Annotated in this window: 8 protein-coding genes; 3 read left to right on the top strand and 5 right to left on the bottom strand. The window is 68.9% G+C overall.

Annotated features, from left to right (window positions below; genetic code table 11):
• Window positions 1-3: 3 nt before the first annotated feature.
• From QHF84_RS40745 to QHF84_RS40735, 3 genes are all read right to left on the bottom strand, one after another.
• Complete coding sequence (locus QHF84_RS40745) at window positions 4-1,329, bottom strand: asparagine synthase-related protein (protein WP_281318979.1); 1,326 nt, start codon at window positions 1,327-1,329, stop codon at window positions 4-6.
• Window positions 1,326-2,324 (bottom strand): GDP-mannose 4,6-dehydratase, encoded by a 999-nt coding sequence (gene gmd / locus QHF84_RS40740; RefSeq protein ID WP_281318978.1) that lies wholly within the window; start codon window positions 2,322-2,324, stop codon window positions 1,326-1,328. Before gmd ends, QHF84_RS40745 begins: the two co-directional genes overlap by 4 nt.
• Window positions 2,325-2,629: 305 nt before the next feature.
• Complete coding sequence (locus QHF84_RS40735) at window positions 2,630-2,947, bottom strand: hypothetical protein (RefSeq protein ID WP_281318977.1); 318 nt, start codon at window positions 2,945-2,947, stop codon at window positions 2,630-2,632.
• A gap of 68 nt (window positions 2,948-3,015) precedes the next feature.
• Between QHF84_RS40735 and QHF84_RS40730 the strand changes: the two genes are divergently transcribed.
• Entirely contained in the window at window positions 3,016-3,702 is a 687-nt protein-coding gene (locus tag QHF84_RS40730; RefSeq protein WP_281318976.1) for a hypothetical protein, read from the top strand.
• Window positions 3,703-3,905: 203 nt separating this feature from the next.
• Here the strand turns inward: QHF84_RS40730 and QHF84_RS40725 are convergent, their stop codons facing one another.
• Window positions 3,906-4,433 (bottom strand): sigma-70 family RNA polymerase sigma factor, encoded by a 528-nt coding sequence (locus tag QHF84_RS40725; RefSeq protein WP_281318975.1) that lies wholly within the window; start codon window positions 4,431-4,433, stop codon window positions 3,906-3,908.
• A 322-nt stretch (window positions 4,434-4,755) separates the two neighbouring features.
• On the opposite strand from QHF84_RS40725, the gene QHF84_RS40720 reads away from it, so the two are divergent.
• A complete protein-coding gene (locus tag QHF84_RS40720) occupies window positions 4,756-5,235 on the top strand; it encodes a hypothetical protein (RefSeq protein ID WP_281318974.1) in 480 nt (159 codons plus the stop codon).
• 124 nt (window positions 5,236-5,359) lie between these two features.
• Here QHF84_RS40720 and QHF84_RS40715 read toward each other — a convergent pair whose 3' ends face one another.
• Window positions 5,360-7,993 (bottom strand): kelch repeat-containing protein, encoded by a 2,634-nt coding sequence (locus QHF84_RS40715; RefSeq protein ID WP_281318973.1) that lies wholly within the window; start codon window positions 7,991-7,993, stop codon window positions 5,360-5,362.
• 425 nt (window positions 7,994-8,418) lie between these two features.
• On the opposite strand from QHF84_RS40715, the gene QHF84_RS40710 reads away from it, so the two are divergent.
• A partial coding sequence (locus QHF84_RS40710; protein ID WP_281318972.1) for a protein kinase occupies window positions 8,419-12,192 on the top strand: 3,774 nt, incomplete at its 3' end.

Genomic DNA, 12,192 nt, shown 5'->3' with positions numbered 1-12,192 from the left:
CCGTCAGATCGTTGCGTCATGGCTCTTCAGATAGGCGACGAGCGTGGTCAAAGCAAAGAGACACGGCGCCCCGAGGTCACGTTCGTCCGCGAGGAAATGGCGCCACTGCCGGGTGATGGCGGGGACGTCGAGGAAAGGGGCGCGTGTCCGGGCCTCGTCGAGGAGGAGGCGTTCGGCAAAGGAGCGGAGCGGGCCTTTGAGCCACGCGGCGAACGGCGCGGTCGCCGGGCGCGCGAGGGTGAGCCGGTACCTCGGCGGAGGAAGGGAAAGGGCGTGCTCGACGAGGGCGCGATCGAGGAGCGGGGCGCGGAGCGGAATGCCAAGGCGGCGGCTCGCGACGTCGGCGTCGCGCAGGGCCATGTCCCGGAGGTCGTTCGCGAGGTCGAGCGCGGCGAGGGCGCGATCCGGCAGGAGGGCGCGGCGCGCGAGGGCGGGTTCGAGCTTCTCGGGGATCATGACCGGGAGGAGCGTGGCGTCGGCGATATCCGGAGAAACGAGGGAGGCAAGCTCGTTGGGGGGGGTCGTGCTGCGAAGCTCCGTGTACGCGCGCTCGACGGATCGGCCCGCGGCGAGGAGCGCGCTGAAGCGCAGGACGCGGCCCACGGCGGGGAAAAGCGCGCTCTTGCCGAGGCCCGAAAAGGCCGCCCCGCCCGCGGATTTCGCGGCGTGGAAGGCGCCCGGGAACGAGGTGGACGGTTGATCGAGCGCCTCGATGGCCTCCGCGATGTCGCGTTCGTCGAGGGCGCGGGGTGGGGTCGTCGGCGTCGAAAGGGCCTCGGCGAGCACGGCTTCGAAGGGCGCTCCGGCATGGGGCCTGCGCGGCTCGATCGGCATCTCCCAGTACGTGGCGCTGCGCGCGTGGCCCTCGCGGTACGTGAGAATCGTGGCGGGCGGGAGGGGCGAGACGCCTTCGAGGATGGTGTCGGGCTCGGCGACGGCGCCCGTGGCGAGGAAACTCGCGACGGCGCGGCGGGACAAACGTTTTTCGACAAAACCCTGGGTGGCGAGCGGCCAGACCTCGGAGGCGAAGGCGAGTTTTCCGGGCGCAGTGGCGAAATAAAGGGGCCGGACGCCGAGCGGGTCCCGGGCGAGGAGGAGGGTCCGCTCGGTTGCGTCCCAAAGGCCGAGCGCGAAGGCGCCGCGGAGGGATTCGATCGCGCGTTTTCCGTGAGCGGCGTACGCGGCGAGGACGCTTTCCGGGGACGCGACGTCCCCGTCGAAAACGAGCGTGAAGCGGCCGTCGGGGGACGTCACGGCGTTCGGGGCGAACCGGACCTCGTCGATCGGGGAGCCGGGCCTGCCGCTGACGTACCCGAACGCGCCCTTCATCCCCGGGCCCGCTTTTCCCGCGCCGCGAGCTCGAGGTCCGAATCCACCATGCGCCGCACGAGCTCCGGGAACGTGACCTTGGGCGTCCACCCGAGCTTTTCCCGCGCCTTCGTGGGGTCGGCGAGGAGGACGTCGACCTCGGCCGGCCGGAAATACTTGGGATCGATGCGCACGTACTCCTGCCAGTCGAGGCCCGCATGCCGGAACGCGAGCTCCAGGAACTCACGCACGGAGTGGGTCTCGCCGGTGCCGACGACGAAATCGTCGGCCTGGTCCTGCTGGAGCATGAGCCACATGGCCTCGACGTAGTCCTCGGCGTGGCCCCAGTCGCGGCGGGCATCGAGGTTGCCGAGCCAGAGGTCGCGCTGGAGGCCATGTTTGATGCGGCCGACGGCGCGCGTGATCTTGCGGGTGACGAAGGTCTCGCCGCGGCGTTCGCTCTCGTGGTTGAAGAGGATGCCGTTCGAGATGTGCATGCCGTACGCCTCGCGGTAGTTCTGCGCGACGTAGAAGGCATACGCCTTGGCCGCGGCGTAAGGGCTGCGGGGGTGGAAGGGCGTGGTCTCGCGTTGGGGGATCTCGGCGACCTTGCCGTAAAGCTCGCTCGAACTCGCCTGGTAGAAGCGCGCCGAGACGCGCATCTTGCGCATGGCCTCGAGGAGGCGAATGGCGCCGAGAGCCGTGACCTCGCCGGTGTACTCGGGGATGTCGAAGGAGACACGGACGTGGCTCTGCGCGCCGAGGTTGTAGATCTCGTCGGGCTGGACCTCGGCGATGACAGACTGGAGCGAGGAGGCGTCGTTGAGGTCGCCGTGATGCAAGAAGAGGCGGACGCCACGCTCGTGCGGGTCACGGTAGAGGTGGTCGATGCGCTCGGTGTTGAAGGAGGAGGACCGGCGAATGATGCCGTGGACCTCGTAGCCCTTCGAGAGGAGGAGCTCCGCGAGGTAGGAGCCGTCCTGGCCCGTGATGCCGGTGATGAGCGCGCGTTTCATGCGGTTCTGAGGAGCGTCCGGCAACCGTGCCTGGGGGGTCGGAACCTAGCATCGGGGGGGTGGGGCGCCAAGACGGGCGCCGGGCTCGTGGGAGGCTTGGTTGCACGAGGCGCGGTGATGTTCAGGGCGCGGGATCCGAGGGTTCCATGGTCGCGCGGGGAGGGCGGCGGGGGCGGGGATGGGGAGGCTCGGAGGGTAAGGGGGCGGGGGGTTCGTCGTTTCCAGGGCTGCTCTGTTTTGGAGCGGTCCACTGGTTCGTTCTAGCGTGCTCCGGATGGCTCACCGCCCTCCGGATGTGGGTTCTGTCACTCCATGACGCCGTTGGGCTGTTCCCGAACGTCGTCGCGTTCTTCCGCAGTGTCATCGCGTCTTTCCCGTGTGGTGTTGCGCCATTCCGGGATGGTGTTGTGCACTTCCGGGATGGTGTTGTGCACTTCCGGGATGGTGTTGCGCTCTTCCGGAGTGTTGCTGCGCTTCTCCGGAGTGTCGTTGCCCTCACCCGTGATGTCGTCGCGCTCGTCCGGAGCGTCGTTGCGCTCCTCCGTGGTGTCGTCGCGCTCATCCGGGATGGTGTTGCGCTTTTCCGGGGTACCGTTGCGCTTGTCCCGGGTCGTGTTTAGCATGGCTGGGCGACGGCCCGCGGCCGACACACGACGCCGTACCTCCACGACGCGTCGAGGGAGGAACCGTCATGAATACGACTTCGATTGTGAAGAGCACATATCCGAGCAAAGACTTCAACGCGATCACGCAACTCGGCCTCAAAGCGTTGAACCTCGCCGTCACCCACGCCGCCGCCCTCGGCCCGCGGCTTCCACAGGGGATGATCGAGGCCCTCTCGGACGACATCGAGAAGCTCGGCGACGTCGTCCCCGGAGCAAAACAAGCCCGAAGCGAGGCGGTCGCCGCCACGAGCGCGCAAAACGTCGCGCTCGCGCAGGGGTACGCGCAGGTGCGGCAGATGCGCGCTGCCATTCGGCGCGCCCAAGCCCCCACCGACGTGAAACACGCCTACGGTATCGGTCAGAAGGTGTACGAGACGAGCGTGCGCGACGTGAAGGCCGCGATTCAGCAGATCCTCGACCGCGCCAAGGAGAACCCGGCCGAGGCCGCGTCCCTCGGGATCGTGCAGAAGGACCTCGATGGGCTCGCGGCGGCGCTCGTGGCGATCACGAATGCAGATGCGGTGCAGGAGCAAAAGCGCGCAAGCGCGCCGCTGACGACGCAGGAGCGGAATCGGATGGGGAATCGGATTCTGGCGGCTGTCGCGCGGATCGAAGGCGCGGGGCGGATGGAGTTCGCCAAGGATGAGGCGAACCGCGCGAGCTTCGAGGCGCTGGGGGCGGGGGCGCGGAAGAGGAAGCGGGTGGTGGGCTGACCAGGGATCTCATCTCGCTAACAGCCTGTGGACTTATCTGCTGCGCGCCCCGAATCGGCGGTCGACATCGCTCGAAATCCTTCAGGATTCCTCGCTCCGTCGCCCTAGCTTCGGGGCGCTCGCGACGATAATTCCACAGGCTGCTAAGTGCGCGAAACTCTTAGCTCGATTGCCGTGGAAAGGGAGGGTTGGGGTGGGTGAGGTCAGAGCAAAAGCCGCCGACGTGCCAGCCCGAGCCGGGCATACGCGGTGTCGAGCGGAATCCGCAACGTCCGAGCGATCTCCGGCATCGATCGGCCGTCGATCAAATACGCGCGGACCACCGCCCACACCTTCCGGCTGAGCCTCCGAATGGCCCGCTCCATCCGTCGCGCAGCATCCATCGCCTCCACGACCCGCGGCTCGAACGCCGGCTCCGGCAGATCGCCGTCGGCCAGATGCTCCACGCGATATCGCACGAGCCTTCGATGATTCGAGGCGACATACAGCGCAATCATGGAGACCCACGACCGCGCGCCCTCGGGCGTCACGAGGTTGTCCCGGCGGCGCCAGGCAATGACGAAGACCTCCTGCACGAGGTCGTCTGCCTCCCGCTCCGGGACGCCGCGCCGGAGAAGGGTGGAGCGGACGAAGGGGCGGCATTCGCGGTAAAACCGCTCGAAAGACGCCTCCGGGGAGGGAATGCGTGTAGGTTTCTTGGCGGATTCGGGGGGGACGTCTACCTTGGCCATAGCCTGGAACTCCGTGCTTGCGGGTTTCGGGTCAGACGCCGGTCGGTGTGTCAGCGCCGGCTGGCGTCGCCTTTTTTGTGTCTCATGGGTGATCCAAGCTGGCAGAAGGCGTGCCGTCCTGCGACGGACGGCACGCCCGGACCCTCATCGCCGCGTGAGCCTGTGCAGGGGGCCGATGAGGTGCGCCTCCGCTTCCATAGCCGCTTCCGTTACGGATTCATTCGCCGCGCATCGTCGGGTCGTGGCTCGCTTGCCGCCTGACGTCCACATCACAACATGATCCAGAGGACGCTCTCGAGAGCGACCGGGAGGAGAGAACTCCATGAAAAAGTCATCCGTGGCTTATTTCGCAGGCCTCACCGCGCTATTGGTGGCGACCAGCGCGTTCGCGAGGATCGACTTTTCCTTGAACCCACGCGAGGGCGAGACCACGCTTCGGGCTGGTTTCTCGAGTGACCCATTTTTCGTGATTGTCACGGCGGGTGGGTACAACAACGCGAGCTCGGTCCGCTCCGGCTGCGAAGGCTTCGTTGCGGATGCGCCAGACTACCGCGTCCGTCGCGAGGGCGTCACGACCTTGCTGCGCTTCTACGTGACGTCGGGCGAAGATACCACGCTGCTCATCTCCGACCCGTCTGGCCAATGGTACTGCTCCGACGACTCGTACGGCACGCGGAATCCGACGATCGATTTCTCGAACGCTCCGGAAGGCCGATACGATATCTGGGTCGGCACCCGCTGGCAAGACCGCTCCGCGCAGGCCGTCCTGAGCGTCACCGAAGCGGAATCGAATCATCCATAGCGCAGACCCTCATCGCCGCCCGGCACGCCGGCGCTGACGCTGGTGGGCGGCACCGCGCGGCTCGGCTTTGGCCTCACGTTTCATGCGAGCCCGAAGTTCGCAGCTCAACGAACGGATCGATGTTCTAGCGTAGCGCCGGGGGCCGCCTGCGGCGGTGCGCAGCAGCGGCGGCGACGAGGACGAGGGCGGCCCAGCGGGCGGGGCTCTCGGAGGGCGTTGGAGTGGTGCGGCAAGCGCAACCGCCGTCCTGGGGGGGAGCGCTGCCGCCGGAGGAGGTAGAGCCGCCGGTGCCGGTGCCCGTGGAATCACCGCCGGAGCCGCCACCACCGCCGGAGCCACCGCTGCCGCTACCGCCAGCGCCGCCGGAGCCACCGTTGCCGCCGGAGCCACCGTTGCCGCCGGAGCCACCGTTGCCGCCGGAGCCACCGTTGCCGCCGGAGCCACCGTTGCCGCTACCGCCAGCGCCGCCGCTACCACCGCCGCCGCCAGCGCCATCCGGGACGCAGGTTCCGGTCATGCACGCACCACCGGGGCATGGCGCGCCGTTGGGCTTTTCGGGGTTCGGGCAGGCGCCCGTGGCAGGATCACACGTGCCGGGCTCGTGGCATGCGTCCTGCGCGGCGCAGGTGACGGGTTCGGCGCCGGTGCAGGTGCCTGCATTGCAGGTGTCGGCCTGGGTGCAGGCATTGCCGTCGTTGCAGACAGAGCCGTTGGGCTTTTCGGGGTTCGAGCAGGCGCCCGTGGCAGGATCACACGTACCGGGCTCGTGGCATGGGTCCTGCGCGGCGCAGGTGACGGGGTTGCTCCCCTCGCATACGCCATGGGTACACGTGTCGACCTGCGTGCAGGCGTCGCCATCGTTGCACACCGGGCCCGTGAGCAGCGCGCAGGTGCCGTCCGCCTCCGCGCCGGCCGCCATCGAGCACGCGTCGCAGTCGCCTGCGTCGCAGGCCGTGTTGCAGCAGACGCCGTCGACGCAGAAGCCACTCTCGCAGTCGCTCGCGACCGCGCAGCTCACGCCGTTGGCCTCGGCCGGATCGTAGAGCCGCGTGCTCGCGGTGGGGGTGCCGTTGAAGCCGCCCGTGACGAGGACCTTGCCATTCGGCAGCGTCGTGCCCGTGGCCCGGATGCGCGTCCCCGACATCGACGCGGTGTTCGTCCAGGTGTTCGTCTGCGGGTCGTAGACCTCCGCGCTCGCCAGGTAGGTGCCGCCGTACCCGCCGCCCGCGACGAGGACCTTGCCGTTCAGCAAGCGCGCGGCGACGTGGTGGCCACGCTCCACGCCAAGCGAAGCGGCCGGCAGCCACGCGTTCGTCGCGGGATCGAAGAGCTGCACCGCCGACGTCGCCGTCGAGCCGTTCGTCAGGCCGCCGGCGACGAGGACCAGGCCATTCTGGAGCAGCGTCGCCGTGTGCATCCCGCGGAAGGCGTTCATCGGCGCGAGCGTCGTACACGTGCCCTGCATCGGGCTGCAAATGTCGGCGTTGTAGACGTAGGCCGCGCCCCCCGGCACCGTCGAAAAGCCGCCCGTCACGAGCACGCGGTCGTCCGGGAGCGCCGTCACGCGCAAATCCGCGCGAGCCAGCGAGAGACTCCCCGCGGACGCCCACGTGTCCGTCGCGGGATCGTACCGCTCGACCGCCGAAGTGGCGTAGGTGTCGGCGTAGCCGCCGACAACGACGACCTGACCATTCGAGAGGATATCCGCGGCGTGCCGGCGATGCCGGACATTCATGGCCGCGGCGGACGACCAGGTGTTCATGGTCGGGTCGTAGATCTCGCAGCTCTGCAGCGAGACACCGTTCGTGGTCAAGCCGCCGGCCACGAGGACGCGGCCGTCCGAAAGGACCGTCGCCGTGTGGTAATTGCGGGGGACGAGCATCGGCGCGGCGGCGGTGATGGTGTTCGTCGCGACGTCGTAGATATCGACGGCGGCCGTCGGTAAATCCCAGTTGCCCGTGGTCGCGCCGCCCGTGATGAGGACTCTGCCGTCTTGCAGGAGCGCCGCCGCGTGGTTCCAGCGCGGCGTGGTCATGGCCGGCGGCGAGGTCCACAACGGGTCGACGAGGAGCGACTCGCCCTCGATGTCGGCGAAGAGCTCGATCGTGGCCTCCCGCGCGACGAGCTTCACGTCCACAGGACGCCCGTCCTCGGCCCAGGCTGCCGGCGCCGTGACGCGCACACGCGTCCCGCCCGCCGCGTCGAGCACCTCCACCGCGTCCCCGTCCTGCCGGAGCGCGGCGCCTTCGACGTCCCACGCTGCGACGGGCCCGTCCCCCGCCGTCGCGTGCTCGTCGAGCAGGAGCCACTCCTCATATCCTGCCTCGACGGCGGTCCAGAAGGACGAACCCCCCTCGCGAGGATACACGACCGCGAGGTTTTCGGGCGCGCCCGGGCCGACGAGGCCTCGCTCTCGCACGCGGATCTCGAATCCGTCGGGCGTATGCAAAACGACTGCGCGGGGCGCCGCCGCGGGCAGGCTCATCATGAGCCCCCTGCGGCCGGAGGTGCGCGAGAGCGGGGACGGAGAGGCGAAGCCGTTCTCCACAGGGAGGAAGCTCTCTCCTACGTCGAGGATCGCCGGCGCTTTCTGAGGAAAACGCGCGCGGAGCTCCATCGCGCCGGCGCCGGCTCTCCCACCGCGCCCGCCCGTATCATGGCTGATGCTCTCGCTCGGCGTGGACGTGTCGGGACGACAAGCGGCGCCGCCCGCGATACCGGCGATGGCGCAAAGGAAGACAGCGATTCGATTCTGCATGAATTCTCCTTGGCAGCTTGCGCTGTGCTCGTCAATCGCGTCCGCATTTACCGGCTGCGTCTCCGCGCCCGACGACCCGCTCGCCCCTTTGCCTCCGGACGCTGGCGGAAATTTCGACTCCGACCCGGGATCCGACCCGCAGGTCGACGCCGGCCCTTGCGCTTGTCCCGAGGGGAAGGGCCCGAGCGGCTGCGCGATGCGGCCCGCGTCTTGATCTCGATGGCCAAAGGCGCCGTCCGATGCGTAGGTCCGCGGGTCCAGAGCTGCGCGAGGGTTGTCCTTTGACAGGGAAGCGCTGTCGGAAGAACATGGCCGAGCATCACTCCCCACGTCTCTAAAGTCGCACCGTCATGGCCTCCTCCGACGATTCATCCTCCGCGGCTCGAAAAGGCGCCTCCACACCGCATGCGCCCGCGGATGCGCTGATGGACACGCTCGCCGCGCCTTCGAGCGCCGTGCCTGCCGTCACTCCACACGATCGGGCGATGCCCGCGGGAGCCTCCGGCGCCCATCTCCATTTGCAGCCAGGCACGGTCCTCAAACATTACGAGCTCATTCGTAAGCTCGGCGCGGGCGGGATGGGGATGGTCTTTCTGGCCCGTGACGTTCGCCTCGGCCGGCTCGTCGCCATCAAGTTTCTGCTCGAGCATACGGGGCAAGCGGCAACGCGTTTCCTCGCCGAGGCGCGCGCGACGGCGCAATGCAAGCACGAGAATATCGTCGTCATCTACGATGTCGACGACGCGCACGGGTCTCCGTACATGGTCCTCGAGTATATCGAGGGGCGCACGCTGCGCGAGGCCATGACGGAGAGGGGGCATGACACCACAGCCGTGGTCGTGGAGCGGATGCTCCCCGTCGCGCGCGCCCTCGCCTGCGCGCACGCCATGGGCATCGTCCACCGGGATCTGAAGCCCGAAAATATCCTGCTGGCCGACGACGGCCAGGTGAAGGTGGTCGATTTCGGCATCGCCAAGCAGGTCTCCCTCGATCTCATGCAAACATGGCCCGCCGCGGTCGGCTCCAAACCCCAATGGTCCACTCTGACGCAGGATGGCGCGCTCGTGGGCACGATGCCGTACATGTCGCCGGAGCAATGGCTCGGCGAGCCACTCGACGGGCGCAGCGATGTCTGGGCCGCGGGGCTCATCCTGTTCGAGCTCGCGACCGGCGCGCATCCGCTCGCGCCGCTCGACCTGCCGGATCTCATGGGGGTTTCCAATCTCGATACGCCCATGCCGAGCGCCCGTGACAAGCTCGGCGCGGGCCATGCGCTCGCGGAGGTGATCGATCGGTGCTTGAAGAAGCGCAAGAGCGAGCGAATCGGATCGGCCAAGGAGCTCGTGGGGCTGCTCGAGCGGCTCGGCGCAGAGACGAAGAAGCCCGCGGCGCTCGCCGAGGACGAGAGCCCCTTCGCGGGCCTCTCGGCATTTCAAGAATCGGACGCCGCGCGGTTCTTCGGGCGTGACGACGAGATCGCCGCGGTGCTCGGTAAGCTCCGCCATCAGCAGCTCGTCGCCATCGCGGGCGCTTCGGGCGCGGGGAAATCCTCGTTCGTGCGAGCGGGCGTCATCCCGGCGCTCCGGCGCGCGGGCCGCGAGCTGGAGGCGTTCGTCCTTCGCCCGGGGCGGCGTCCTCTCGCCGCGCTCGCCGACGTGCTCGCGTTTTTCGCGGATAGCTCGGGCGACGCGGCGGCGGAAGGTGTAGCCGATCCGGCGGCGCTCGCCGAGCTCTTGCGGACCCAGCCGGGAGCGCTCGGCGAAAGGCTGCGCGCGCGGTGCAGAAGGCGCGGGGGCGAGCACCGTATTCTGCTCTTCGTGGATCAGCTCGAGGAGCTGTATACGCTGGGGAGCGAAGCGTCGGAGCGGGCCGCGTTTTGCGCGTGCCTCGAGGGCGTGGCCGACGACGCGTCGTCGCCGCTGCGGGTGATCGTGACGATCCGCGCGGATTTTCTCGATCGCGTGTCGGAGGACCGGCGGTTTCTCTCGGCGATGACCCGGGGGCTCATGTTCTTGCCGCCCATGACGGCCGATGGGATGCGGAGCGCGCTCCAAACGCCGCTCGAGGCGGCGCGTTATCGGTTCGAGGACGAGGGGCTCTGCGACGAGATGCTCGGCGATCTCGGAGGGATGAAGAGCCCGCTGCCGCTCTTGCAGTTCACGGCGACGAAGTTATGGGAGGCGCGCGACCGGCAAGAGCGGCTCTTGACCCGGAAGGCGTATCGCGCGCTCGGCGGCGCCTCGGGCGCGCTCTCGGCGCACGCGGACGCGGTCCTCTCGGGGATGAGCGTGTCCGAGCAGCAACTCGCGCGGGCCATCTTCTTGCGCCTGGTGACGCCGGAGCGGACGCGCGCGGTGGTGCGCTTGGAGGAGCTCTGCGCGCTCTCGGAGGAGGCGTCCATGGCCGAGCAGGTGGTGCACCATCTGGCGGATGCGCGGCTGCTCTCCATCGAGGCGGGCGGCGAGCGCGAGGGCAAGACCGTCGAGCTGACGCATGAATCGCTCATCGAGCGGTGGGCGAAGCTCGAGCAATGGCTCGACGAGAACGAGAAGGACGCGGAGTTCCTGGTCGAGCTGCGGAGCGCGGCTTCGCAATGGGAGAAGAACGGCAAGGCGGAGGGGTTTTTGTGGCGCGACGAGGCGGCGAGCAAGGCGGAGCAATGGCTCGCGCGGAAGAAGGCCGAAGGCGACGCGGAGGGGACGCTCGGGCTCGGGAAGCGGGATCGGGGGTATCTCGAAGCTGTCGTTCGGCTCGCGTCGCTGTCGCGGCGGCGCCGCCGCCAGGTGACCGGCGGGGTCATTGCGTTTCTCGCGTTCTTTGCATTCGTGGTCTCGCTCCTCGGCGTGCAGGCCAAAAGCCAGGCGAGGCGGGCCGATGACAAGGCCGTAGAGGCCCAAGAGAGCGCCGCGGAGGCGCAGAAGAGCGCCGACGACGCCCGGAAGAGCGCCGCCCAGGCGGACAAGCGGGCGGCCGAGGCGCGGAATGCCAGCCGTATGGCGAGCGCCCGCGAGCATCAGTCCGACCCGACCCTGGTCCTCGCCCTCCTACGCGAGATGGAGCCTGCGGGCGAGCTTCCGCCGCGGTGGCGCGAGCTGGCCCTCTGGGCCAAGCACCAGGGAATCGCGAGCGTGGTTCTCTCCCACCAGGATGTCGTCTATTCGGCGGCGTGGAGCCCCGACGGCACGCGCATCGTCACCGTTTCAGGGGACAAGACCGCCTGGGTCTGGAACGCCGATGGCACGGGCAAGCCCCTGCGGCTCGAGGGGCACCAGGATGTCGTCTATTCGGCGGCATGGAGCCCCGACGGCAGGCGCATCGTCACCGCTTCCTTGGACAAGACCGCCCGGGTGTGGAACGCCGATGGCACGGGCAAGCCCCTGCGGCTCGAGGGGCACCAGGATCGCGTCTATTCGGCGGCGTTTAGCCCCGACGGCAGGCGCATCGTCACCGCTTCCGGGGACAAGACCGCCCGGGTGTGGAACGCCGATGGGACGGGCGAGCCCCTGCGGCTCGAGGGGCACCAGGCCAGCGTCCATGCGGCGGCGTTTGGCCCGGACGGCAGGCGCATCGTCACCGCTTCCTGGGACAAGACCGCCCGGGTGTGGAACGCCGATGGCACGGGCAAGCCCCTGCGGCTCGAGGGGCACCAGGATCGTGTCTATTCCGCGGTGTTCAGCCCCGACGGCACGCGTATCGTCACCGCTTCCTGGGACAAGACCGCCCGGGTGTGGAACGCCGATGGCACGGGCAAGCCCTTGCAGTTCGAGGGGCACCAGGCTCGCGTCTATTCGGCGGCGTGGAGCCCCGACGGCAGGCGCATCGTCACCGCTTCCGGGGACAAGACCGCCCGGGTGTGGAACGCCGATGGGACGGGCAAGCCCTTGCGGCTCGAGGGGCACCAGGAGCGCGTCTATTCGGCGGCGTTTGGCCCTGACGGCAGGCGCATCGTCACCGCTTCCGGGGACAAGACCGCCCGGGTGTGGAGCGCCGATGACACGAGCAAGCCCCTGCGGCTCGAGGGGCACCAGGATGGCGTCTCTTCGGCGGCATTTGGCCCCGACGGCAGGCGCATCGTCACCGCTTCCTTGGACAAGACCGCCCGGGTGTGGAACGCCGATGGGACGGGCAAGCCCCTGCGGCTCGAGGGGCACCAGGATCGCGTCTCTTCGGCGGCGTGGAGCTCCGACGGCAGGCGCATC

Source organism: Polyangium sp. y55x31, from assembly GCF_029946505.1.
Classification (GTDB): domain Bacteria; phylum Myxococcota_A; class Polyangia; order Polyangiales; family Polyangiaceae; genus Polyangium.
Note: the sequence above shows the minus strand (reverse complement) of the source record. Positions and strands in the feature narration are given on the sequence as shown.

Coding starts and splice junctions, on each gene's coding strand:
- QHF84_RS40745 (WP_281318979.1), bottom strand. CDS start 1,329: ATGAAGGGCGCGTTCGGGTACGTCAGCGGCAGGCCCGGCTCCCCGATC.
- gmd (WP_281318978.1), bottom strand. CDS start 2,324: ATGAAACGCGCGCTCATCACCGGCATCACGGGCCAGGACGGCTCCTAC.
- QHF84_RS40735 (WP_281318977.1), bottom strand. CDS start 2,947: ATGCTAAACACGACCCGGGACAAGCGCAACGGTACCCCGGAAAAGCGC.
- QHF84_RS40730 (WP_281318976.1), top strand. CDS start 3,016: ATGAATACGACTTCGATTGTGAAGAGCACATATCCGAGCAAAGACTTC.
- QHF84_RS40725 (WP_281318975.1), bottom strand. CDS start 4,433: ATGGCCAAGGTAGACGTCCCCCCCGAATCCGCCAAGAAACCTACACGC.
- QHF84_RS40720 (WP_281318974.1), top strand. CDS start 4,756: ATGAAAAAGTCATCCGTGGCTTATTTCGCAGGCCTCACCGCGCTATTG.
- QHF84_RS40715 (WP_281318973.1), bottom strand. CDS start 7,993: ATGCAGAATCGAATCGCTGTCTTCCTTTGCGCCATCGCCGGTATCGCG.